Consider the following 24,457-nt stretch of genomic DNA (forward strand, 5'->3'; position numbering starts at 1 on the left):
TTCGTTTCGTGGTTCAGATGCCGGCCCCCGGGCCGATCGGCTCCGGGGTCCGGTCGAGGAACGCGTGCACCGTGTCGGCGAACCAGCCGGGCCGCTCGAGCATCGGGAAGTGGCCGCTGTCGGGCAGGATCAGGGCCTCGGCGGCAGGCATCCGGCCGGCCAGCGCCAGCGCGTCCGACGCCGGCGCGGACGCGTCCAGTGCGCCGCCGATCACCAGACACGGGGTCCGGACCAGCGCCACCTGGAACAGCGGAGTCCGCAGGTAGGTGTCGAAGAACCGCAGCCAGCCGTAGGGGCCGATCCACTCGGTCAGCCGGCGTGCCATGTCCTCGCGCAGCGCCGGGTCGATGGGCCGGTCCAGGCTGCGCAGCCGCAGGGACTCGGCCAGTGTCTCGGGGAAGCTCCGCAGCGTGGGCGCGATCATGTCCCAGTGGAAGTCGTCCGCGGAGGCCCGGTAGAAGGGGTTGACGAGGACGACGCCCGGGAGGTCGAGCGGGTCGCCGGCCGCGGCGCGGCGGCTGAGCAGTTCCAGCAGCACGACCGAGGTGAACGAGTGCGCGACGATGAGGTCGGCTCCGCCGGGCACGTCGTCGATCGCCTCACCGACCAGCCGCGCCGAGTCCGTCTCGTGCCGCCACTGGGGGATGCCGCCACCGTGCCAGGGCAGGTCGGGGGCGTGGATCCGCACGTCCTGACGCCAGTGCCCGGCCAGCCCCGACCATATGGAGCTGTTGTTGCCGAGCCCGTGCAGGAGCAGCACCCTCCTCATGAGGCGTGCCCCGGCGCGTCGAGGGCCAGCCCGGCGGCGCCGTCCGGCCCCTTGCCGCCGAGCAGGGCGTACACCGGTCCGGGGCGGCCCTCGGCGAACCAGCCGACGGCGGTGGCACACTGCAGCACGCCGAGGGCTCCGGAACTCTCGCCGTGGTCGGCCAGGGAGCGGCTCTCCGCCCCGCCCGGCACGACGGCCGGGTCGGGTGTGAGCCACAGCCGGGGCCCGGGGGCGGCCTGTGCCAGGCGTGCCGCGGCGGCGGCGAGCCCCTCGGCGCGGACCGAGGGACCGAGCAGGGCCCTGGGGGCGGCCGTGCCGCCGCCGTCGCCGTGCCGGCCGAGGACCAGGGCGGCGCCGCCGTCGGCGACCGGTCCCCCGACGAGCCGCCGGGTCACCTCGTTGTCCGGCTCCACGCCGATGACCAGCAGGTGCTCGGCGCGGCCGGAGCGCAGCAGGAGGTCGGCCCAGCGCACCGCGTCCAGCCCCGAGGTGATGCCGTTGCACACCGTGAGGTTGGGGCCGCGCAGGCCGTAACGGATGGCCGTCTCCGAGGCGATGATGTTGCTGGAGGCGTTGGGGATGTCCATCGGGCTCAGCCCGCCGGTGCTCTCCTCGGCGATGGTCGCGACCGCACGGCAGACGGTGTCGGCGTTGCCGAGGTTGGAGCTGACCACGACGCCGATCCGGTCGCCGGGGACGGTGAGTTCCCCGCCGTCGAGCAGTCCGGCGTCGGTGAGCGCCGCGCAGGCCAGGTGCAGGCCGACCCGGGTGGCCCGGTCCTTGAAGCGCAGGCCCTTCTTGCCGATCAGGGCCGCCGGGTCGACGGCGGGCGCGCCGGAGGGCGCCGGTGCGAGCAGGCGGCGGGGGTCGTCCACCCCGGGGAGGGCCACTGCCAGGCCCGTGACGGCGGTCCTCATGCCGCGCCCTCCACGATCGCGACGGCGTTGACGCCGCCGAAGCCGAAGCCGTTGACCTGCGCCACCTTCAGTGGTGCGGACAGCGGCTCGTCCCGGACCAGGTGCAGCCCGGCGCCCTCCGGCAGGGGGTCGCGGAGCCCGGCGATCGGCGGCACCACGCCCGTCTCAAGGGCGCGGAGCGCGACGATGAGGCTGAGCAGGCCGGCGGAGCCGGAGGTGTGCCCGGTCAGGGACTTGATGCCGGTGAGGGCGGGCCGGGTGCCGGCGAAGACCTCGGCGGTCACCTCGGCCTCGGTGCGGTCGTTGAGGGGGGTGCCCGTCGCGTGGAGCAGGACGAGGTCGATCTCCGCGGGCGTGAGCCGCGCCCGGGCCTGGGCGTCGTGAATGGAGGCGCGGACACCGGCCGCGTCGGGGGCGGTCTGGTGGTGGGCGTCGCAGTTGACGGCCACCGAGCGCAGCAGGCCGCGGACGGGGCGGCCCGGCGCGGCCTCGCGGCGCAGCACGACGGCCGCGGCGCCCTCGCCGAGGATGGTCCCCTGCCGTGCCGTGTCGAACGGGCGGACCGAGGGCGGCGGGTTGAGCTGCACCCGGTCGGCCAGGCCGAACATGCTCTCGGTGACGACGTCGCAGCCGGCGACGATCACGGTGTCCGTGCCGCCCGCCTCCAGCAGGTCCCAGCCGAGGGCGAGGGCGTAGAGCGAGGCGGAGCAGGCGCCCGCCAGGGTGTGGGTGTCGTGGGCGCCGAAGCGGCGTGCCAGGGCGGTGCCGAAGTGCAGCTCGTCGGCCTCGAAGGGGGTGCCGTCGCGCCACCACAGCTCCAGCGAGCGCAGTTCGCGCAGGCCGGTGCCGACCAGGACGGGGATGCCGGCCAGGTCGTCGGGCAGCCCGGCGTCCCGGGCGGCCTGCTCGACCGCCTGGAGGAGGAAGCGGGTGGCCCGGCCGGGTTCGTCGACGCCCTCGGCGGGGCGGTCGTCGATCTCGAAGAGCTGCCCGGCTTTGAAGCGGGAGCGGTCGAAGCCGCGGAGGGGGGTGGGGCCGCCGCGCCCCTCGCACAGGCGGGCGAAGATCTCATCGGGGCCGGCGCCGATGCTCGTCACGGCGCCGACCCCGGTGATGGGGAAGCTCATGCCGGGCTCCCGGTGTACTTCCCGAGAATCACGATCGCATTGTTGCCGCCGAAGGCCAGGCCGTTGTTCTGGACGATCCGCAGGTCGGCGTCGACGGCGTGGTTGGGCACGCAGTCGATGCGGCACTCCGGATCGGTCTCGGTGTGGTTGATGGTGGGCGGGATGAAGCCGTGGGTGATCGCGAGGCCGCAGGCGATGGCGCCGAGGGCGCTGGCGGCGCCCATGGTGTGGCCCAGCATCGACTTCAGCGAGATGGTGCGGGGCGGCTCCTCGCCGAAGACCTGGCGGATGGCGCCCGCCTCGGTGATGTCGTTGGCCTTGGTCCCGGTGCCGTGCGCGGAGATCAGGTCGACCTCCTCCGGCTTCACGCCGGCGTCGCGCAGGGCGATCTCCATGCACTCGGCGACGCTGGCGCCGTTGGGGGCGACCTGGTGGTACGCGTCGCAGTTGAGCCCGTAGCCGAGTACTTCGGCGTAGATGGTGGCGCCGCGGGCGAGCGCGGACTCCAGGCTCTCCAGGACGAGCACGCCGGCCCCCTCGCCGGTGAGGATGCCCTTGCGGTCGACGTCGAAAGGCTGGCAGCACTCGGGGGCGATGGTGCCCAGCCGGTAGAAGCCGGTGAAGGTCTTGCGGCACATGGCGTCGGCACCGCCGCACAGGGCGAACTCCACCTCGCCGGAGCTGACGGCGTCGTAGCCGTACCCGATCGCGTAGTTGCCCGCGGAGCAGGCCGTGGCGATGGTCGGTGCCTCGACGTCGGTCAGGGCGAGCTCGTGCGCGATGGCCGTGGAGAGCCGGGCCGCGGGGACCCGCCGTACGATCCCGGGGTCCATGCCCCCGGGCCCGTCGGCGAGCTCGGCGGCCACCAGCTGGTCGAGCTCGAAGGACTCGCCGTCCGTGGTGCCGACGGATATCAGTCCCCGCTTGCCGGCCAGTTGTTCGGGGTCCAGGCCCGCGTCACGCACCGCCATCCGTGCCGCGGCGACGGCGAAGCGGCTGGCACGTCCCAGTTCCCCCAGCGGGATGCGGGTGATCCACTGCTCGGGTTCGAATCCCTTGACTTCGCAGCCGTTGCGGTGTTCGAACCCTTCGACGTCGAAGACCGAGATCGGGCTCACACCGCTGCGGCCGTTCCGGAGGCTCTCGGTGAATTCCGCAGCCCCGATGCCGATGCTGGAAATGACTCCGAATCCGGTGAGCACCACCCGGCGCTTTCCCTGCTCAATGCCGGGATGTACTGAGGACATGCTGTCTCCCCTTTCGATCGGCGGGCACGGACCGGATCAGCGGGCGGCGGCCTCCGCCACGACCTGGTAGACCTTCTCCAGGTTGACCATTTCGCTGAGGTCGGACTGATCGATGGTGATCTTGAACTCCTTCTCCAGGGCGGCGAGGATCTCGATCGCACGGAGAGAGTCGGCGCCGTGGTCCTCGATGAAGAGGCTGGTGTCGGTGATCTCGGCGTCCTCGAGCTCGAGGATGTCGCAGACGATCTCCTTGATGGCGGTGCGGCGCTCATCGGTGATGGTGGCCATGTTCCTTGTGCTCCTTGTCAGATTCCGGATCGTGCCGGATTGGTGGCGCAGTCGGCGTAGTTGCCGGGGGACATGCGGTGGCGCGGTTTCAGACTCCGGCGTCCATGGCCTCGGCGAGACTGCGCGGACGCATGTCGGTCCAGTTCTCGTTGATGTAGTCCAGGCATTCCTGCCGGGCGGCCCGGCCGTGCACCGGCTGCCAGCCCGCCGGGATCTCGGCAAAGGCCGGCCAGAGGGAATGCTGACCCTCATCGTTCACCAGCACGTAGTAGTCGGCCTGCTCGTCCTCGAATGGATTGGACATGCCCTTCCCTTCCAGTGCCTCACCCTTTTGGGAAGGACCTTAGGCAGCCGGGATTCGCGTCCACAAGGCTCTTCGGCAAGGTGCGGCGCCGATCGCTTGAGAGATTCCGATGAGAAGAATTCGATAAAGCATTGCCACCACGCGCCCCGTCACCCCGGAGCGACCACCGGACACCCTAAAAGGGATATTTGACTCAGCGTCGGCCGGGGTGTGGCCCGCATGCGTCACGCTGAACCGCCGTAAGAACACCCAGTGTTACCGCCGCTTATCAAGAAATTCTCGGCCGCCAGTCCTGACCGCCGGTTCGCCCGAGTAGGGTCGCCAGCTCAGTCCCCCCGCCGACACAAGGAGTTCCGGTGCCCCGCACCTTGCTGTGCCTCAGTTTCTGCGGTGGCGGCACGTCGCCGTTCCGGCCCTGGGCGCGGACGCTCCCGGACGACGTGGAGCTGGTGGTCCACTGCTACCCCGGCCGGGAGAGCAGATACCACGAGCCGTTCGCCCGCACATGGGACCAGCTCGTCTCGGACGCGCTGACGACCGTCCGCGCGGTCGGCGATGGGTCATACGTCCTGCTGGGACACAGCATGGGGGCCTGGGTGGCCTTCGATCTCACCCGTCGGCTGGAGGAAGGCGCGGGCCGGCCACCGTCGGCGCTGGTGGTCTCGGCCGCGGACGCGCCGAGCCGGTGGGCGGCCGAGCGGGACCTGCCGCCGACCACGCGCAACACCGACGAGGAGTTGCTGGCCTGGATGAGCGCGGCAGGACAGCTGCCGGCGGTCCTGCTGGCCGATCCCGACATGCGGCAGATCGCGGTGGAGATCTTCCGCGCCGATCTGCGGGCCGCCGAGAGCTATCGCTACCGCCCCGGCCGCACGGTGCGCACCCCCCTGCAGGTCTTCTACGGTGAAGAGGACGAGGTGGACGCCGCGGCCGCGGAACGCTGGCGGCCGATGGCGGCGGGCGGCTTCGAGGTGGAGCGGCTGCCGGGCGGGCACTTCTACACTCCCGGGGTATGGGCCGGGCTGCCGGAGCGGCTGACCGGGCTCAGGCCGCGGGCATCGGCCTGAGCACCCTGCGGCGGATCGCCCGCAGCATGGAGCGACGGGTCAGCCCGCTGGCGGCGCGGATGACGAACCAGTAGGTGCGGAACCTGCGCCGCGTGCGGTCATCGGTGGCCCATACGCGCGTCTCCGTGCTCAGCAGCCCGTCGTCGTAACTGACGTTCATGGCCATCTTGAGGAACCCCGGCTGATCGCACTGCGCGAAGGCCTCGGCGACCGACCCCTGCGGCCTGGGCCTGTCCTCCAGACAGTCCAGGACGATGAAGAGGAACTCCCCGTCCCCGGCCTCCACCGTCTCCCCCGCGCCGCTCAGGGAGTCGGTGACGATGCGGCGCTCCGGCGACACGTCGGTCTTCGTCAGGGACATCAGCGCGCGGGAGACCGGGGCCTCCCCCCAGGTCGTCTCCCTGACGGCGCGCATGACGTCCTGCCGAGACGGGCATCCGGGCACGGACACCCGGTGGGTCTCACGGAAGTGCCAGTCGGGGAGGACATGGTCTATTTTCGCCGTGCGCTGCTCGCTCATCGGCCTCTCCAAGAGGTAGTGGTGCACTCCCAGAAGTCCTCCCAGAGCCACCGAGGTTGCGGCAATGCCATATCGAACTCCCCTAACCGGCGCCATCAGGGCCGTGTGCGTGACCGCCGCGGTGAGCGCGGTGGCGGCCGGCGGTGCGACCGTACGCGACGGTGGCTGGTCCGCCGCGGTCACCATGGTGACCGCGGCGGTAGCCACGCTCACGGCGGTCGGCTGGTGGCTGCGGAGCGTTCCCCGGCTCACCGGCTCGGCGGTGATCGCCGCGGTGTGCTCCGGCGCCGGCACGGCCCTGAGCCTGCGCGGCGAACCGATCGGCGAGAACTCGCCCGCCGCCCCCCTGATGTCCGTCGAGTTCATCACGCTGGTGGGCCTGACTTTCGTCGTGACGCGCTTCGTCCCGCTCCGGCGTGCGATCCCCCTCTGGCTGCTTCTGGGTGCCGCCGCCTCCACCGTGCTGTTGCGCGTGCAGGGGTTCGACAGCCTCCTGGAAGCGGTCGGGCAGGCCGCCTTCCTGTCGCTGGGGGTGATGGCCGCGGGCGGGGTCGGCGCCTACCTGCAATGGATGGACGAGCAACGCATGAACTCCGTACGGGCGGCCCGCCGGGCCCAGCGCATCGAACTCGCCCGTGACCTTCACGACTTCGTGGCCCACGACGTCTCCGGCATCGTGGTGCTCGCCCAGGCCGTGCAGGTGGTGTGCGCACAGCAGCCGGAACAGGTGCTCCCCCTGCTCCGGCAGATCGAGTCCGCGGGCCAGCAGGCGCTGCGTTCCATGGACCGCACGGTGCACATGCTGCACCATGCCGACGATCCGGCCACCGACCGCACGGGCCGCTCCTCCGACGACCGGCCGAGCTCCTACGGACTGAGCGACATCCCCGATCTCGTCGAACGGTTCAGGTCCTCGGGTCCGGCGAGGGTCGGGCTGGACCTGGACCTCACTGTGGAGCTGGCCGCCCAGGTTCCACGCGAAGTGGCCGCCACGGCCCACCGCGTCATCGTCGAGGGCCTGACGAATATCCGGCGGCACGCCCGTACGGCCGCCGACGTCCAGGTCGCTGTGCGGCCCGAGACCGGCGGCCCGGTGCCGGAGCTGGCCATCACGGTCACCAACGCCGCCCAGGCCATCGTTGCGACCGGGCCCCTCCACGACGGCGACCGGCGCGGCGGACTCGGCCTGGTGGGCCTGACCGAGCGCGTCGAGGCACTCGGCGGCACGCTCACGGCCGGTCCGTACGGAGCCGGAGGCTGGCAGCTGCGGGCCGCGCTGCCCATCGGTGCCCCCGCGCAGGGGGACGGCCGTCCGGCGGAGACGGAAGAGCCCGGTGTCATCCGGGGGGTGGCAGGATGACACCGGGCAGTGGTGGGGAACGGCGGGGCGTCAGCGGTAGAGGAAGCCGGAAAGCAGCGGCAGCCCTCCGAACGGGTCGGCGCCCGCCACGCACGCGTCCTTCTTGACGAACCGCTTCACGTAGGCCGCCCCGTCGGTGCCACCGGAGGCCGGGGTGTCGGAGGGCAGATAGGTCCGGGCGAAGCGGTAATGCCCGCCGCGCCACTTGGCCAGCGAGCGGTCCACCCGCTGCCAGCCCTCGGCCAGCCGCTCATCGGCCGTGTCCGCGAGTGCGGCGGACAGCGGCAGGTGGTCCCGGACCTCGGGGCTGTTGAGCACGGTGAGATGATCGACGGATCCGAAGACCTCATGCTTGCGCGGGTCGTACCCGTACACCGCGATCTCCATCGCGTGGTAGTTCAGCGACTGCACCGCGCTGGCGGCGCCAGTGTAGTCCCGGAACGTCATGAACCCGTCGGGCGTGAGGGTGAGCAGGACATGGAAGACGTCGTTCAGCAGTGCGGCACACACACCGGCGAGGTCCAGCCGGAAGGCGGCACGGGCCGGGAACCCTTCCTTGAGGGCGGCCGTCTCCACGGAGAGGCGGCGGATGAGGAAGAACAGGTTCTCGCAGGCCTGGACGGTGCGCAGGAAGATGTTCTCCTGGTGCTTGTCCGACCGCGGGAAGCGGGTGCACTCGGCGAGCAGAGCCGTGCGACGGTTCAGCGCCGGGTCCACGGCGGCCCGGTCGGCCAGGTCGCCGACGCGCACGCCGAGCACGGGGTCGATGACCGTTCCGCAGACCGTGGCGATGGTCTCGTCCAGTCGCTTGATCCGCTCGTCGCCGCCCTCCACCTGTGCGTTCTTCAGCCAGGCGACGCGCTCCACCGCGGCCAGGTCGGCCAGGGTGGTGTGCAGCGCGAGGAGCGCGCCGGCCACCGGGTCGTCCGGGAACCGGTCGAGGAACCAGCCGTAGACGTGCATGCAGGTGTACCGGTAGTACTCGGGTATCTGCAGGTCGCGGCTGAGCGGACGGGTCAGCAGCCGCAGCGCCTCGCTGACCTCGTCGTCCGCCTCCGGCGGGATGGTGTCGTGCGCCGCGGCGAGGAGCTCGGCCTCGGCGGGCTCCAGGCGGGCGCGCCCGCGCTCCCGCTGGAGCTCTGCGAGCCCCTCCTGCCGGGGAGTCAGGACGTGACCGGGCAGGACGCAGTCGCGGGGGTCCCGCCCGGTCACGGGGCTCGCCTCGACGCTCACGCCTTCCTCCCCATGACCAGGTGTTTGTCCCAGGTCGAGCGGCGCACGGCGCAGTCGGTGAAGCCGGCCTCCCCGAGCAGGGCGAAGTACTCGGCCGCCGTGCGGTGCCGCCCATACGTCTCCACGTGCATGGAGAGGTTCTGCGCGGCCGTCGCAAGCGGGCCGCCGTCCTCGTCGAAGAGCCGCTCCATCAGCAGTACCCGGCCGCCGCTTGCACAGGCGTCATAGGCCTTGCGCAGCAATTCGACGCAGGTCTTGTCCTCCCAGTCGGAGAGGATGTAGCCGAAGGAGAGGCAGTCCGCCGCCGGCAGCGCGTCCTGGAAGAAGTCACCGGGGGCGAAGGAGAGTCTGTCGCCGAGCCCCTTGGCGTCCCGCGTGCGCTCCAGGAACGGTCCGACCTGCGGGAGGTCGTAGACGGTGACGTGCAGCCCCGGGTAGTGGCCGAGTGCCGCCACCGCGAACGCGCCGCTGGCACCGCCGACGTCCACCAGCGTGCGTGCCTCCTCCAGTTCGGCGAGCTGCGCCAGCTCATGCGAGACCCCGAAGCTCAGCTGCCACATGGCTTCGAGGAACGCCCCGGTCGCCGTCTCGTCGCGGTAGATCGTCTCGAACGGCGCCGGCAGTTCCGCGTCGACCGCCGACTTGCCGTGCGTGAGGTATGCGTCGAGCTGGCTGAGCTGCTGCGTCGTGTTGGTGACCAGATGGCGGACAAACCCGCCGATGTAGCGGGGGTTGTGCGGGTCGAAGGAGGGCACCAGGGCATCGGCGAGACGATACGAGCCATCCGCGTCACGCTCGATGATGGACACCGAGGCCAGCACCAACAGGAGCCGCTCCAGAGTCTCCACATCGATCCGCCGGGCAGCAGCGATGCGGTCCGGGGTGGCCGGGCCTTCCTCGATCAGGTGGACGAAGACGCCGTGCTTGTCCGCCAGATGCAGTGCATGGGTCGAGAACAATCCGAACATGGCGTTGTCGAGACTGCTGGAAGTCATCGGTTCCTCTCACGGAATTCCGCGCGTTTAGAAGGAACAGGTTTGCGCGCGATCCCGTAATCCGTCACCGCAATTCAATAAACCTGATACGGCGTACCCCGTCCGGCCGCGGCCGCCTACGGTGACCCGGAGTCGACCGGAGAGCAGGAGCAGCCAGATGACGAAGATCCTCGACCTGGGCGCATACGGGCCGGACTTCGCGAGGGACCCGTACCCGATCTATGCCGAGCTGAGGAACGAGGGCCCGGTCCATCAGGTGCACACTCCCGAGGGACAGGACGTGTGGCTGGTCGTCGGCTACGAGGAGGCCCGCTCGGCTCTGACGGATGCGCGGCTCAGCAAGGACCCGCGCACCATGCTCGGGGACGACGCCGTCCAGGGCGCGGGAGCACTCGCCAACATGCTGGAGAGCGACCCGTCACAGCACACGCGGCTGCGCAAGCTGGTCACCCGGGAGTTCACTCCGCGCCGGGTCGAGGCGCTGCGGCCACGCGTGCAGCAGATGACGGACCGGCTGATCGACACCATGCTCGACGCCCCCGACGGCCGGGCCGACCTCGTCGAGGCGCTCGCCTTCCCCCTCCCCATGTCCGTGATCTGTGAGCTGCTGGGCGTACCCGCCCGGGACGCCTCGCGGTTCCACGCCTGGTCCAGTGACCTCATCGCGCCGTCCGCCGGCGTCTCCGCCGGAACGGTGCTGCGATCGATCGCCATGTATCTCACCGGACTCATCGAGGAGAAGCGGGTCGGGCCCGACGACGACCTGCTGAGCGGCCTCATCCGCATCACGGACGAGGACGGCGACCGGCTCTCCGAGGAGGAACTCCTCGGCATGGCCTTTCTGTTGCTGATCGCCGGTCACGAGACCACACTGAACCAGATCGCCAACGGCATCCGGGCGCTCCTGGAGCACCCTGCCCAACTGGCCGCGCTGCGCGCCGACATGTCTCTGGTGGACAACGCCGTCGAGGAGATGCTCCGCTACGACGGGCCGCTCAAGTCGGCGACGGACCGCTTCACCAAGGAACCCGTGGAAATCGGCGGCACTGTGATCCCGGCCCGCAGCCAGGTACTCGTGGCCCTGGCCTCGGCCGACCGGGCCCCGGAGAAGTTCCCCGACCCGGACCGCTTCGACATCCGGCGCGACGCGCGCGGCCACATGGCGTTCGGGCACGGGATCCACCACTGCCTGGGTGCGCCGCTGGCCCGTATGGAGCTGCAGATCGCGGTCCGCACGCTCCTGGAGCGCTGCCCCGACCTGGCGCTGGACGCCGACCCCGACACCCTGCCGTGGATCTCCGGCGCTCTCATTCGCGGTGCCCGCACGCTCCCGGTCCGCTGGAGCCCCGGCCACAGACCCGCCCCGTCCACCGTCTGAAGACAGGACCGATCCTCATGGCATCCGCCCTACCTTCGGCGCCGAATCCGGCCGGCAGAAAATCCCTACTGCCCTCGCTCGTCGGAATGCGCTGCGTAGCGGCGGCAATCGTTTTCCTGACCCACATCATTCAGGCGGGCATCTTCACCGATGCGCAGCTCAACCAGGACCTCAACCGGTGGTTCGCGAAGACCGGGTTCGCCGCCGTGGGCTTCTTCATCATGCTCAGCGGGTTCATCCTGACCTACAGCGCCGGGGAGAACGACCGCCCGCTGCGTTTCTGGATCCGGCGGCTCTCCAGGATCTACCCGACCCATATCCTGTTGTGGGTCGTCTCGATGGCCCTGATGGCCTGGCTCACCGTCAGGCCCGCTTTCAGTGACGCGCTGCCGTCGTTCTTCCTGGTCCAGGCATGGACCTCGAACGAGAAGGTCATCTGGGCGGTGAATGGCCAGACGTGGACGCTCTGCGGCGATCTGCTGTTCTACCTCGCCTTTCCCTGGCTGATCCGCCTCGTCCGCAGGATCCCCGGCCGGCTGCTGTGGCTGTGCGCCGGGTGCCTGGTCGCCGCGGTCACCGCGGTGGCTCTCATCGGCGATCTGGTCACCTCGTCCACTCCCGAACTACCGTTCATCCAGGCCTCCTGGGCGGAGCATTGGCTGGTCTTCAACCATCCGGTCACCCGCATGCTGGACTTCGTGCTCGGCATCGTCATGGCGCAGATCCTGCTGACCGGCCGGTGGATCAGGGTGCCGCGAACCGTGGCCATGCTGACACTCGTCGCCTCGAACGTGATCGCCCTCGAGGTGCCCGGAACGTTCGGCCTGGTCGTGCCCTTCGTCGTCCCCCTCGCCCTGGTCATGACCGCCGCCGCGGCCGCCGACCTCGAGGGCGAATCCAGTGTGTTCCGGCTCCGCACGATGGTCCGCATCGGTGAACTGTCCTTCGCCTTCTACATGACGCATTCCCTCGTCACGCTCTACGGGCCGATCGGGCGGTTGAAGCGCACATGGCCAGTGGCCGAGGGAGTGGGCCTGATCGTCCTCACCTACGTGCTGATCCTCATCGTCTCCTGGATCCTCACCTACGGCTTCGAACGCCCGCTGTACAGGTGGCTGACCAGGTCGGCCGGACCGTCGAAGCCATTCCCGCCGGCACTCCCGCAGGACCCCGGCATCCCGGTGCAGGCCGTCGAATCGAAGTATTGAGACTGCCCCGCCAACGCTTCTCCGGCTGCTGTTCCATGGTGCCGACGTTCCCCCGGCCGGACGAAGGAGAAGCATGTGGATGCAGTGATGATCGATGTCGACGGTCTCACGAAGGCCTTCGGGTCCGTAACCGCGCTCGACAATGTCAGCCTCAGAGTGCCGAGGGGTTCCGTACTGGGGCTGCTGGGCCACAACGGGGCCGGCAAGACAACGCTCGTCAGCATCCTGAGCACCCTGGCGCGCCCGACCGCCGGCCGGGCTCGGGTGGCCGGCTTCGACGTCGCCCAGGAAGGCCTGGAGGTGCGCCGGCGCATCGGCCTCACGGGGCAGTACGCGGCCGTCGACGAGACGCTCTCCGGCCGGGACAACCTCATACTGATCGCCCGTCTGCTGGGCGCGGCCCGGGCCGAGGCATCGGTCCGGGCCGACGAGCTCCTGGAGATCTTCCAGCTGACGCAGGCCGCACGGCGGCGCGCGAAGACCTACTCGGGCGGGATGCGACGCAAGCTCGACCTCGCGGCGAGCCTCGTCGGCCGGCCCGAGGTGATCTTCCTGGACGAGCCCACCACGGGACTCGACCCGGTGGCCCGCCGGGATCTGTGGAAGGTCGTCCAGCGACTGGTCTCGGAGGGTGCCACGGTCCTTCTGACCACCCAGTACCTGGAGGAGGCCGACTTCCTCGCCGACTCCATCACCGTCCTGTCCAAGGGGAAGGTCATCGCGTCCGGCACCGCGGAGGAGCTCAAGTCCCGCGTCGGGCGGCGCAGCGTCAACCTGACCCTGCGCGACGGCAAGGAGCTCCTGGACACCGCGGAGGCGCTGCGCCGCAGCGGGCTGGTCCCCACCCACGACGAGGAGGGGCTCACGGTCACCGTCCCCGTCATGGACTCCGCGGAGATCGCCGCAGTCGTACGGGCCGCTGACGACGCGGGTGCCGACATCGCGGGACTCGCCTATTCCGAGCCCACTCTCGACGACGTGTACATGGCCCTGAACCACTCCGCCCCCGCCAGGTAGGGAATCCCGATGACCATCGTCACCAACAGCCGGGCGTCGGACCATCGTCCGGACCACCACGCCTCCGCCGGCACCCCGCACTACCGCGGATCGGGTATGGGACGGCAGGTTCTCGTACTGTCCGGCCGGTCGCTGCGGGCCCTGGGCGACCCCGCCCTGATCGTGCCGGGCCTCCTTGAACCCATCCTGATGCTCACCGTGTTCAGTCAGGTGTTCAAGAGCGTCGCCCAGGCCTCCTCATTCCCGGCCGGCGTGAGCTACATCGACTATCTCCTCCCAGCTTTCCTGATCAGCAGCGCTGTCAGCGCTGGCCTCAAGTCCGGTGTGGCACTGACCACCGAGCTGGGCAACGGGATCATCGCCCGCTTCCACGCCATGCCGATCCGGTCCGCCTCGATACTCATCGGCCGCAATATTGCCGACACGGCGCTCAGCGGCGTGAACCTGCTGGTCATGCTGACGGCCGGGGCCTTGGTCTTCGGTTTCGACCCGGCCGGGGGCCTGCTCGGAACGGCCGGGGCCCTGCTGATCGCCGTCATGCTCAGCTGGTCGCTGGGCTGGGTGTTCATGGCCATGGCCGGCTGGCTGCGCCGTCCCGAGGCCATGCAGCCCATCGGGGGGATCGTCAACCTGGTGCTCATGTTCGCATCGAATGCGTTCGTCCCGGTCGACAGCCTCCCCGGCTGGCTGCGCGCCTTCGCCTCGGTCAACCCGATGTCCCACGCGATCAGCGCGGCCCGGGACCTGACCCTGGGCGAGGGCGGGTTCAGCAGCGTCCTGGCCCCCTGCGGCCTCTGTGCGGTCATCGTCCTCGTCTCCGCACCACTGGCCGTCCGCAGCTTCCGCAGGGCCGGCTGACACACAACCGAACGCCTCGGGCCGGAACCATCGAGGTTCCGGCCCGAGGCGTTTGCCATCGGCGGACGGGCAGCAGGCCGTCGCTCAGCACCCGCCGCAGTACTGGCACGTCCCGCGCCGGCGGAGGTAGTAGCAAAGGGTCGCGGCAGCCAGCGCCACGCCCCAGACGACCCACAGCATCGCCGGGTAGTTCGTTCCCCATCCCTGCGGCTGATTTCCGCCCCGGATCATCATCACGCCGCCGGGAATGAGCACCGCCGCCACCAACGAGGCCGGGATGATCGCCGTGGCGAGGGCAACCGGCTTGCCCGCCTTGAACCACACCCAGCGGGGCCAGACCTCGCCCCAGCGGTGGACCAGGCCGTGGGTCAGCAGGCTGCCGAGGGCGGACGCGACCGCCAGGCCGAGCCCGATCTCCAGCATGCCGTCCGTGTTCTGCATGTCCTCAAGGAAGGCGTCGGTGATGCCGAGGGGGTAGCCGAAGTACCAGGCCAGCCGGGTCGCTTCGTAAGGAATGCTGGACAGCACCGAGACGAGTACGGCCTTGCGCCCCCACCTCACCACTGCCTCCGGCGCGGTCCACGCCGCCGCCATTCCGCCTCGGCCGCAGCGCACGCACAGCCCGCGGGAGCGCCGCTGGTAGGCCAGGGAGGCCAGTGCCCACAGCACACCGCCGACGAACAGGATGACCAGGTTGTTCCGGTGCCAGAAGAGAATGTCACCGATGCCGTCCTGCTCACCCGGCACCCCGGTGAAGGTGAAAACCAGGAAGAGCGGGGCGAAGATGACGATGGCCAGCAGTGTGTAGTCCGGCAGCACCAGGCAGTAGGTCACGGCCTGCGCCCATCCCATGACGAGCAGGAGGCGGCGGCCTCTGCCGTTCCCCCAACGCCGGGCCATGAGCACGCCGGCGACGACGCCCGCCAGTCCGACGACCGCGATCAGCGGCGCGACCACCTCGGCCCGGCTCGGTTCCAGGATCGAGCCCGACGAACGTTCCGGGACGACGTGGGCGAACGGATACCCTGAGCCCCCGAACGACCAGTACACCCCGGCCGCACCGTAGAGCAGCGACCACACGGCCGCCGCATATCCGCTCCAGTCCGGCCAGCCCGACCACCACCGGCGCCGAGGCACGGCATCCGACGACGTCGGCCCCCTCCCGTCGGCCCTCACCGAAGTCGTCATCGCGTTGGTTCCCTTTCACGCCACTGTGAGACGGTGGTTGCCGTCACACGCAAGGATTCCGGGCGGGAGGCGTCCCCACATCCGCCGATCGGGAGATATGGGCCTCCGTGGCCGCCCGAGCCGGCCGCAGAGCGACGCCCGCACGACGGGAGGGGCTCCCGGTCCGCGAAATACCGGACCGGGAGCCCCTCCCGTCGTTCTCAGCCCTCCAGTTCCCGCAGCTTGTCGCGCAGGATGCGGGCCACTGTGGCCACGTGTCCGGCGCTGAAGAGCTGCCGGTGCAGGCAGTCCACCTCGTGGGTATCCACCCGGCCCGAGACGTACGGGCTGATTCCCTCCACCGTCTGGGCCACCTTGTCGCCGTTGTCCGGGTCCTCAGCGGCGACGATCAGCAGGAGGTCCCCGTCGTAGACCTCGGGCACGTGGCCGGCAATGATGCGCCAGTTGTTGTTCGTGACGGCGCCGATCCGCAGGATCACCTCCTCGTCGAAGGTGGCCAGCGAGCTTCCCTCCTCCCGGAGCACCGACATCACCTCGTCGTGGTCCAGCGGGCCGTCGCCGAACATGCCGGGGTCCCTGCCGACGAAGTCCAGCAGCACCTTCAGGGTCTGTTCGCGGTTGGTGCCCTTGAAGTCGGCGCTGACCATGTCCTTGGTGACCGGCGGCTGGTCGAGGTTGGCCAGCAGTCCGACCTCCTCGCCCTGGCCCTTGAGCAGCACGGCGATCTCCTGCGCGACCAGCGCGCCCATCGACCAGCCCGCGAGGTGATACGGCCCGGTGGGTGCCACGGAGCGGATCTGCTCCAGGTAATCGAGGGCCATCTCACGTACCGAAGAGGGCAGTTCCTCCTCATGGCCGAGTCCCCGGGCCTGCACGGCGTAGATCGGGTAGTCGCGGTGGATGTGGCGCATCAGGCCGGCGTACATCCAGGCACTGCCGCCGATCGGGTGCAGGAAGAACAGCGGCGGCTTGTCGCCCCCCGTGCGTATCGGCAGGATCACATCGAACCCACTGCCGTGTTCGTCGTTCCCAGCACCGATCAGCTCGGCCATCTCAGCCGCGGTGGGCGCTTGGAAGACGGATTGGTTGGACAACTCGACACCGAAGATTGCCCGGACCCGGCTCACCAGCTGGATGGAGACGATGCTGTCACCACCCAGCTCGAAGAAGTTGTCGTCGATGCCCACCTGCGGCACCTTGAGGATTTCGGCGAAGACCTGGCAGAGCACCTCCTCCCGCGGGTTGCGCGGTCCCCGGCCGCTGGTCGCGGCACCAGCCGCCGGTGCGGGCAGCGCCTTGCGGTCGAGCTTGCCGTTCGGGTTCAGCGGAAGGGCGTCCAGCGCGACGAACGCACTCGGCACCATGTATGCCGGAAGCACGTCCTTAGCATGGGCGCGCAACACGGCGGCGCCGGGTGCCGGACGGCCCGCCTGCGCGACCACATAACCGACCAGCTGGCGGCCGCTCCTGTCATCGCCCCTGGCCACCACCACGGCCTGGCTGACATCCGGGTGAGCCACCAGCACCGACTCGATCTCCCCGAGTTCGATGCGGAAGCCCCGGATCTTGACCTGGTCGTCGGAACGCCCCAAGTACTCCACTTCGCCCGCGGCCGTCCACCGAACCACATCTCCGGTCCGGTACATCCGCTTGCCCCCAGTGCCGAAGGGGCTGGCCACAAAGCGCTCCGCGGTCAGGGACGGCCGGTTGAGGTAACCCCGCGCCAGCCCCTCGCCGGCGATGTACAGCTCACCGGGCACGCCGGGGGCAACCGGCTGGAGCTTGCCGTCCAGGACGTACACCTGCGTATTCCGCAAGGGCCGGCCTATCGGCGGGTTCCTTGTCACCTCCTGCTCGGAGAACCACGCCGTCGTGTAGACCGTGGCCTCGGTGGGGCCGTAGATGTTGGCCACCCGGCTGCCCGGGATCGCCGCCAGCACGGTGTTGGCCAGGTGAGCGGGCAGCGCCTCGCCGGCCAGCACGACCGTTTCGGCGGTCAGCTTCGCGTCGCCGTCGTCGAGCAGTTTTGCCACCGCCGACGGCACGCCGCTGATCAGTGTCCCGTTCCACGTCCGCGCCGGAGTGTCGAGCACCGCAAGCACGTCCCGGACCACTTCCAGGCAACCGCCGCTCACCAGCGGACCGAACATCTCGAACACGGAGACGTCGAAGTTGAGCGAGGTGGAGCCCAGAACCCGCGACAACCGCTCCGCCCCGAACTCCTCGACCGCCCAGGTGGCCAGGTCGACGGCGCTGCGGTGGGCGACGACCACTCCCTTGGGGCGGCCGGTCGAACCCGACGTGTAGATCAGATAAGCCGGGTGGTCCGCCAGGAGCATGCCTCCCCGGTCCGCGTCCGTGAGATCGGTGCCGGGCACCGAGTCCAGAGCCGTCCGGGTCGCGTCGGTGTCCAGAAGAAGCCTGGGCACGTCGTCGTCCGGAGTCCGCGGCTGTGCCACGGCCACCGCGGAACTCGTCACGACGAGTGCCGGCCCGGCGTCCGCCAGCATGAACTCGATCCGATCCTGCGGATATCCGGGGTCCATGGGCAGATAGGCCGCCCCCGACTTGAGCACGGCCAGCACCGCGACCATCATTTCCGCCGAGCGCGGCAGTGCCAGGGCGACGAACTTCTCCGGGCCCGCGCCGTGGCTGACGAGGAGTCGCGCCAGGCGGTTCGCGCGGGAGTTCAGTTCCGCGTACGTCAGTGTCGTACCCTCATGCACCACCGCGGCGGACTCCGGTGTTCGGGCCGCCTGGGCCTCGACCAGTGCGGCCAGCGTTTCATCCGGTATCGCCCGAGCCGTGTCGTTGACCTGCGCCAGAAGCTGCCTCTCCTTCGGGGTCGTCAGGTCGAAACGACTGACCGCACACTCCGGCGCGGCGACCGCCTGCTGAAGGAGCCGCATCAGCCGGGCGCCCATGATCTGCACGGTCTCGGCGTCGAACAGCCCGCTGTTGTACTCGATGACTCCACCGAGTCCGGTCGCCGCACCCCGGTCGCCGTATGCCTCCTCGAAGCTGAACATCAGGTCGAACTTGGCGATGTTGGAACGCAACGGCTGGGGTGCAAGGGTCAGCCGCGGCAGTTCGAGCCTCGCCTCCTCGTTGTTCTGGAAACCGATCGCCACCTGGAAGAGCGGATTGCGGTTGACCGCCCGGACCGGGTTGAGCTCCTCGACCAACTTGTCGAACGGGATGTCCTGGTTCGCGTAGGCCGCCAGGTCGGTGGTGCGGGTCCGCCGTACCACTTCCAGGAAGTCCGGGTCGCCGGAGAGGTCGCCGCGCAGCACCAACGTGTTGACGAAGAAGCCCACCAGCTCGTCGAGTGCCTCGTCCGTGCGTCCCGCCACCACGGTTCCCAGCGGAATGTCCGTCCCGCCGCCGAGCCGGGACAGCAGGACGCTCACCGCAGCCTGCAAGACCATGAAGGTGCTCGCGTCGGCCGTGCGGGCGAGGCGGGCGAGATCCCCCGCAAGGGATGCCGGGATGTTCAGCGGGATCTGTCCGCCTCGGTTGCCGGACTGTGCCGAACGCGGGCGATCGGTCGGCAGGCTCAGCTCCTCGGGGATGCCCTCCAGGGCCGTTCGCCAGTGCGCGAGCTGCTGGGAGAAGGCGCTGTCGGGGTCCTCCTCGGCGCCGAGCGCCGCACGCTGCCAGAGCGTGTAGTCGGCGTACTGCACCGGCAGCAGTCCGAACTCCGGTGCCCGGCCCCCTATCCGTGCCTCGTACGCGGTTCCCAGGTCACGGGCGAGCGGCGCCATGGAGGAACCGTCGCCCGCGATGTGGTGCAGAACCAGCAGCAGTACGTGCTCACGCGGTCCGAGCTCCCACAGATGAGCCCGGATCGGCAGGTCGGCCGAAAGGTCGAAGTCCTGGACAGCAGCAGCCTCAAGGGCCGCGTCCAGGTCGTCCGCGCCGATTCCGGTCGCCGTCAGCGAGAGAGTGGCCTCCTCGGGCGCGAGGATATGCTGGCGGGGTACCCCGTCGGTGACCGGGAAGAGCGTGCGCAGGCTCTCGTGCCGGGCCACCACGTCCGAGAGTGCCGCGCTCAGCGCTGCCGCGTCGAGGTCGCCCAGCAGCCGGGCGGCCAGCGGGATGTTGTACTGGCCGTTGCCACCATCGGTCGTGTGGATGAACCACAGCCGGCGCTGGGCGTAGGAGAGCGGGATCTCGTCCGGCCGCTCGGCGGGACGCAGTGCGGCCCGGGCACCGTCCGCGTCCGCCAGCCGCTCGGCGAGGGCCGCGACGGTGGGCGCCTCGAAGACGGCCCGCACCGGAAGCTCCACGTCGAAGACGGTACGGATCCGGTTGACGAGCCGGGTGGCGAGCAGCGAGTGGCCGCCCAGGTCGAAGAAGCTGTGGTCGATGCCGACCTCGGGCAGGCCCAGCACCTCCCCGAAGAGCGTGCTGAGCGTCTCCTCGCGCTCGGTCCGCGGGGAGCGGCCGTCCGCGGCCTCCGCGAAGTCGGGTTCGGGCAGCGCCCGATAGTCGATCTTCCCCGGTCCGGTCAGCGGGATCTCCTCCAGCCCCACGACCGCGGCCGGGACCATGTACTCGGGCAGGACCGCCGCGACGTGATCGCGTACGGCGCGCCCGTCGACCGGCTCACCGGCCGCGGGCACCACGTAGGCCACGAGCCGGTGTCCGCCCTGACGGCTGTCACGTGCCTGTACGACGACGCGGTCGACGTCCGCGCGCTGGGCGATGACGGCCTCAATCTCGGCGGGCTCGACACGGTAGCCGCGGATCTTCACCTGGCCGTCGGCGCGGCCGACGAACTCCAGTTCACCGTCCGGCGTCCATCGCACGACGTCGCCGGTGCGGTAGAACCGCTCGCCGGGCGCCCCGAAGGGATTGGCCACAAACCGCTCGGCGGTCAGCCCCGGCCTCCCGAGGTAGCCGCGGGCCAGGCCGGCGCCGGCCAGGAACAGCTCGCCGGGCACTCCGGCCGCGACGGGCCGCAGGTACCTGTCCAGGACGTACGCCTGCCGGTTCCACAGCGGACGGCCGATCGGGGGATGCACGGATCCCGAGAGCGGGCGGCTCATCGTGGCGCACACCATCGTCTCGGTCGGACCGTAGGCGTTGATCAGTCGACGGCCGGACGCCCACAGCGCGATCTGGTCCGGCGGGCAGGGTTCGCCGCCGGTCACCAGGGTGCGCAGCGTGGGCAGTGCGTCCGGTGGGAGGGTGGCCAGGGCCCCGGCGGCGAGCTGCACATGAGTGGCGCGGTGGTTCTGGATCAGCGCCGTGAGCTCGTCCCCGACGGGCTGCTGGTTGCCCTCGGGCAGGATCAGGGCGGCGCCGCCGAGCAATGTCATCGAGAAGTCGGCGACCGACACGTCGAAGCTCGGCGAGATCACCTGGAGGACGCGGCTGTCACCGTCGATGGCCAGGTTCGCGGCGTGCGCGCCGGCCATGCTGGCGAAGCCCTCGTGAGTGACCAGCACGCCCTTGGGGCGGCCGGTCGTGCCGGAGGTGTAGATCGCATACGCGGGGTGGGCCGGGCTCAGTGCCCGTACCCGGTCCTCGTCCGCGGGGGCCGTCGCGGGGGCGGCCGCCAGCAGGGCACGGGCCCCGTCCTCGTCGACCACCAGCGACGCCGCCACTCCGGCCGCCGCGAGCTGCCCTGCGGCCTGCCGGGTGGAGAGCACCATGGCCGGCTTCGCGTCCTGAACGACGAAGGAGATGCGCTCCGCCGGGTAGCCCGGGTCCACCGGCACGTAGACCGCACCGGCCTTGAGGACGCCGAGGGTCACCGCGAGCCACTCCACGGACCGGGGGACGGCCACCGCCACGGCGTCCTCGGGACCCACACCCCGCTCGATCAGCACGTGCGCCCAGCGATTGGCACGCTCGTCGAGCTCCGCGTACGAGAGGCTGTCGCTCTCCGACACCACGGCGGTGCGCTGCGGGTCCTCGGCCACCCGGGCCTCGAACAACATGGGGAACGTGGCGGGTGCCACGTCGTGGCCGGTGCCGTTCCACTCGACCGTGATCCGGTGCCGTTCGGCATCGGACAGGGTCGCGAGCGAGGCGATCGGCTGCCCGGGGTCCTTGCCGAATGTGTCCAGCACCCGCACCAGCCGGTCACCGAACTCGCGCGCGGCCGCCTCGTCGAACAGATCGGGGCGGTATGTGATCTTCAGGTTCATCGAGCGCGTGCCGTCCGAGGTCGACAGGCCCAGCGCGTAGTGGGTGCCTTCCTGGAGGGAGGCATCGACGACGCCGAGGCCCTGGGCGGATTCCCTGAGCCCTGCCGCGTCAACGGGGAAGTTCTCGAACACCGTCGCCGTGTCGAAGAGCTCACCGAGCCCGGCCCGGCGCTGGATGTCGGCGAGCCCCAGGTACTTGTGGGGCAGCAGATCCAGCTGCTGGTCCTGCAGTCGGCCGAGAAGGTCCAGCAGGGTGTCCTCGCGCTCGGCCCGCACACGTACGGGCAGGGTGTTGATGAACAGGCCCACCATGGACTCCACGCCCGGCAGCTCCGCCGGCCGGCCGTTGACCGTCTCGCCGAAGACCACATCGTCGCGCCCGGTCAGCCCGCACAGCAGCAGGCCCCACGCGCCCTGCACGACGGTGTTCCTGGTCAGTCCGTGGCGCCGGGCCTGTGCCGCGAGTGCCGCGGTGGTCTCCTCCGACAGCCGGACCTCCCACGTCGCGGACCGTACGGTCGCGCGGCCGGCGTCAGCCGGCGCCAGCAGCGTGGGCTCGTCCACGCCCTCGAGGGACTTATGCCAGGCGTCCTCGGACGCCTGCCGGTCCTGCCCAGCGAGCCAGGCGAGGTAGTCGCGGTAGGGAACGGCCGCGGGCAGGGCCGAGGCGTCGCCCCCGCGCCCGTACAGCTCGAAGAGCTCGCCCATCACCAGCGGGGCGGACCAGCCGTCGAGGAGGATGTGGTGGTTGGTGAAGACGAGCCGGTAGGAGTCCCCGCGGAGCCGGATCAGGGTGAAGCGCAGCAGCGGGGGCTGCTCGAGGTCGAAGCGCAGGGCGAGATCGTCGGACAGGAGGCGACCGAGCTCGGCCCGCTGCTCCTGCTCACCCAGCCCGCTCAGGTCGACCTCGGTCCAAGGCAGTTCGACCTCGCGCGGGATGACCTGCAGAGACTGGCCCGAGCCGCCGGGCCGGAAGGCGGCCCGCAGATTGTCATGGCGGCGCAGTACGGCGCGAGCGGCGTCCCGTAGCACCGTGGCGTCCAGCTCACCGTGGAGATCGAGGGCCATTTGCACGTTGTAGACGTCCGCGCCCCGCTCGTCGTAGAGGGCGTGGAACAACAGGCCCTCCTGCAGCGGCGAGAGCGGCAGGACGTCCGCGAGGCCGGGCTGCGCCGCCTCCAGGTGCTCGATCTCGCCCTGCGTGATGGCCACGAGAGACAGGTCGGACGGGCTCAGGCCGCCGCCGGCCGCCCCCTCGACGTGTGCCACGAGGGCCTCCAGGGCCGTGAACCAGGACTGGGCCAGACCGCTGATCTCCTCCTCGGAGAACAGCTCCTTGGGCCAGGTCCAGGAAGCGGACAGCCGCAGGCCGTCGGGGTGCGTAACCGCACGGGCGTTGAGGTCCAGCGCGTGCGGCAGCGGCAGGCCGGCCTCGGGCACGTCCTCCATGTCCCGCAGCACGACGGGCGCTGCGGCGTCCTCGGCTCCCGTCGACGTGCTGAGCCTGCCCAGGTAGTTGAACCCGATCTGTGGCTCGGCGTACCGGGCCAAGGCACGGGCGGTCTGCGGGTTGAGGTGGCGCAGCATGCCGTAGCCGAGGCCGTTGTCGGGGATGGCGCGCAGCTGCTCCTTGACCTCCTTGAGCGCGGCGCCGACGGCCGGGCCGCCCGCGCGCAGTTCCGAGGCCGGCAGCTCGCCCAGGTCGAGGCGCACCGGATACTTGCTGGTGAACCAGCCGACCGTGCGGGAGAGGTCCACCCCGTCGACGATCTCCTCACGGCCGTGGCCCTCAAGGTCCACGAGCACCGCGGAGCCGTCGCCACGTCCCGACGTACGCCGCCAGTCGGCGACGGCGATGGCGAGCGCCGTCAGCAGGACGTCGTTGACGCCCGCGTTGAACGCCGTCGGCACCCGGCCGAGCAGCGGCTCCGTGACGGCCGCGGGCAGGCTCAGGCTCAGCACGGCGGAGGCCCCGATGGTGTCCCGGGACGGGTCCAGCGGCCGTTCGGTCAGCAGCGGGTCAGGGGTGGACAGGATGTCCCGCCACAGCGTCAGTTCACGCATGCGGCCGGGGTCGCTCGAGAGTTCCGTGAGGTGCTGGGCCCAGCGGCGGAAGGAGGTGCCGACGGGCTCCAGCTCCACCGGACCGCCCGCGATCAGTGCCTCGAAGGCGGCCTCCAGGTCCGGCACGAGGATCCGCCAGGAGACTCCGTCGACCACCAGATGGTGGGCGACGATGGCCAGTCGGCCGCGGGCCTGCGGGCCCATGTCGAACCAGACGAACCCGATCATCCGTCCCGCGTCGGGGTCCAGCTGCGCCTGTGCCTCGGCGGTCTCCCGTGCCGCGGCCGCGTCCAGGTCCGCGTCGGACGCACCGGCCTCCACGAGGGCGGCCAGATCGACCCGGCGCAGGCAGTCCTCCGCCGGCACGGCACCGGGGGCGAGCGTCTCCAGGGACCAGCCGACATCCTCGCCGATCCGGGTCAGCACCATGCGGAGTGCGTCGTGATGGTCGAGGACGGCCTGTACAGCCTTTCGTACGAGCGTCTCGTCCAGGCCGGGCGGGGCGGACATGGACATCGTCTGATTGAACCGGCCCATGTCGCCGCCGAGTTCGCGGAGCCAGTCGATGATCGGGGTCATCAGGACGTCACCGACGCCGTCCGTCGTGGTGGCGGTGGCCGCCGACCCGGTTTCCTCCGCCGACTCCAAAGCTGCCACCAGGGCCTCCACGGTTTTGTGTGTGAATACATCACGCGGGCTGAACTTCAGCCCCGCCTTGCGGGCCCGGCCCACCAACTGAATCGAGATGATGCTGTCACC

General features: G+C 70.5%; 17 protein-coding genes and 1 pseudogene. 6 read left to right on the forward strand and 12 right to left on the reverse strand.

Annotated features, from left to right (window positions below; genetic code table 11):
- Window positions 1-13 precede the first annotated feature (13 nt).
- The 6 genes from AB0F13_RS24105 to AB0F13_RS24130 all read right to left on the reverse strand — a co-directional run bounded on the left by AB0F13_RS24105 (window position 14) and on the right by AB0F13_RS24130 (window position 4,652).
- Window positions 14-769 (reverse strand): alpha/beta hydrolase, encoded by a 756-nt coding sequence (locus AB0F13_RS24105; RefSeq protein ID WP_362085962.1) that lies wholly within the window; start codon window positions 767-769, stop codon window positions 14-16.
- On the reverse strand, window positions 766-1,686 hold the full coding sequence (locus tag AB0F13_RS24110) for a beta-ketoacyl synthase N-terminal-like domain-containing protein (protein ID WP_362085966.1): 921 nt from the start codon (window positions 1,684-1,686) through the stop codon (window positions 766-768). The genes AB0F13_RS24105 and AB0F13_RS24110 overlap by 4 nt, the downstream gene beginning before the upstream one ends.
- Window positions 1,683-2,813, reverse strand: a complete 1,131-nt coding sequence (locus tag AB0F13_RS24115) for a beta-ketoacyl synthase N-terminal-like domain-containing protein (protein WP_362085969.1) — start codon at window positions 2,811-2,813, stop codon at window positions 1,683-1,685. Before AB0F13_RS24115 ends, AB0F13_RS24110 begins: the two co-directional genes overlap by 4 nt.
- A complete protein-coding gene (locus AB0F13_RS24120) occupies window positions 2,810-4,060 on the reverse strand; it encodes a beta-ketoacyl-[acyl-carrier-protein] synthase family protein (RefSeq protein ID WP_362085972.1) in 1,251 nt (416 codons plus the stop codon). Before AB0F13_RS24120 ends, AB0F13_RS24115 begins: the two co-directional genes overlap by 4 nt.
- A 36-nt stretch (window positions 4,061-4,096) precedes the next feature.
- Window positions 4,097-4,348 (reverse strand): acyl carrier protein, encoded by a 252-nt coding sequence (locus tag AB0F13_RS24125; RefSeq protein ID WP_362085974.1) that lies wholly within the window; start codon window positions 4,346-4,348, stop codon window positions 4,097-4,099.
- A gap of 88 nt (window positions 4,349-4,436) precedes the next feature.
- Window positions 4,437-4,652: an MbtH family protein gene (locus AB0F13_RS24130; RefSeq protein ID WP_362085976.1), complete on the reverse strand. Its 216-nt coding sequence runs from the start codon at window positions 4,650-4,652 to the stop codon at window positions 4,437-4,439.
- A gap of 356 nt (window positions 4,653-5,008) precedes the next feature.
- Here AB0F13_RS24130 and AB0F13_RS24135 point away from each other — a divergent pair, with 356 nt between their 5' ends.
- Complete coding sequence (locus tag AB0F13_RS24135) at window positions 5,009-5,719, forward strand: alpha/beta fold hydrolase (RefSeq protein ID WP_362085979.1); 711 nt, start codon at window positions 5,009-5,011, stop codon at window positions 5,717-5,719.
- On the opposite strand, the gene AB0F13_RS24140 is transcribed toward AB0F13_RS24135, so the two are convergent.
- A complete protein-coding gene (locus AB0F13_RS24140) occupies window positions 5,697-6,239 on the reverse strand; it encodes a hypothetical protein (protein WP_362085982.1) in 543 nt (180 codons plus the stop codon). The genes AB0F13_RS24135 and AB0F13_RS24140 overlap by 23 nt on opposite strands.
- A 109-nt stretch (window positions 6,240-6,348) precedes the next feature.
- On the opposite strand from AB0F13_RS24140, the gene AB0F13_RS24145 reads away from it, so the two are divergent.
- Window positions 6,349-7,599, forward strand: coding sequence for a histidine kinase (locus AB0F13_RS24145; protein ID WP_362085985.1), 1,251 nt, complete (start codon window positions 6,349-6,351; stop codon window positions 7,597-7,599).
- A gap of 30 nt (window positions 7,600-7,629) precedes the next feature.
- Here AB0F13_RS24145 and AB0F13_RS24150 read toward each other — a convergent pair whose 3' ends face one another.
- Window positions 7,630-8,832, reverse strand: coding sequence for a hypothetical protein (locus tag AB0F13_RS24150; RefSeq protein ID WP_362085988.1), 1,203 nt, complete (start codon window positions 8,830-8,832; stop codon window positions 7,630-7,632).
- The gene (locus AB0F13_RS24155) at window positions 8,829-9,827 is read right to left on the reverse strand and encodes a methyltransferase (RefSeq protein ID WP_362085991.1); all 999 of its coding nucleotides are present in this window, start codon (window positions 9,825-9,827) and stop codon (window positions 8,829-8,831) included. The genes AB0F13_RS24150 and AB0F13_RS24155 overlap by 4 nt, the downstream gene beginning before the upstream one ends.
- Window positions 9,828-9,984: 157 nt before the next feature.
- Between AB0F13_RS24155 and AB0F13_RS24160 the strand changes: the two genes are divergently transcribed.
- The 4 genes from AB0F13_RS24160 (at window position 9,985) to AB0F13_RS24175 (ending at window position 14,288) form a co-directional block, all read left to right on the forward strand.
- A complete protein-coding gene (locus tag AB0F13_RS24160) occupies window positions 9,985-11,205 on the forward strand; it encodes a cytochrome P450 (protein ID WP_362085994.1) in 1,221 nt (406 codons plus the stop codon).
- A gap of 86 nt (window positions 11,206-11,291) precedes the next feature.
- Window positions 11,292-12,413 carry an acyltransferase gene (locus AB0F13_RS24165; RefSeq protein ID WP_362085997.1) on the forward strand — a complete coding sequence of 374 codons (1,122 nt, stop codon included), beginning with the start codon at window positions 11,292-11,294 and terminating at the stop codon, window positions 12,411-12,413.
- 75 nt (window positions 12,414-12,488) lie between these two features.
- The gene (locus AB0F13_RS24170) at window positions 12,489-13,430 is read left to right on the forward strand and encodes an ATP-binding cassette domain-containing protein (RefSeq protein WP_362086000.1); all 942 of its coding nucleotides are present in this window, start codon (window positions 12,489-12,491) and stop codon (window positions 13,428-13,430) included.
- 9 nt (window positions 13,431-13,439) lie between these two features.
- On the forward strand, window positions 13,440-14,288 hold the full coding sequence (locus AB0F13_RS24175) for an ABC transporter permease (RefSeq protein WP_362086003.1): 849 nt from the start codon (window positions 13,440-13,442) through the stop codon (window positions 14,286-14,288).
- Between the two features lie 84 nt (window positions 14,289-14,372).
- Here AB0F13_RS24175 and AB0F13_RS24180 read toward each other — a convergent pair whose 3' ends face one another.
- From AB0F13_RS24180 to AB0F13_RS24190, 3 genes and pseudogenes are all read right to left on the reverse strand, one after another.
- Window positions 14,373-15,476 carry an NYN domain-containing protein gene (locus tag AB0F13_RS24180; RefSeq protein WP_362086006.1) on the reverse strand — a complete coding sequence of 368 codons (1,104 nt, stop codon included), beginning with the start codon at window positions 15,474-15,476 and terminating at the stop codon, window positions 14,373-14,375.
- Window positions 15,477-15,676: 200 nt separating this feature from the next.
- Window positions 15,677-24,355, reverse strand: coding sequence for an amino acid adenylation domain-containing protein (locus tag AB0F13_RS24185; protein WP_362086021.1), 8,679 nt, complete (start codon window positions 24,353-24,355; stop codon window positions 15,677-15,679).
- Window positions 24,356-24,448, reverse strand: a pseudogene (locus AB0F13_RS24190) (hypothetical protein); the annotation flags it as partial.
- Window positions 24,449-24,457: the final 9 nt, after the last annotated feature.

Source organism: Streptomyces sp. NPDC026206, assembly GCF_040638465.1.
Lineage (GTDB): Bacteria > Actinomycetota > Actinomycetes > Streptomycetales > Streptomycetaceae > Streptomyces.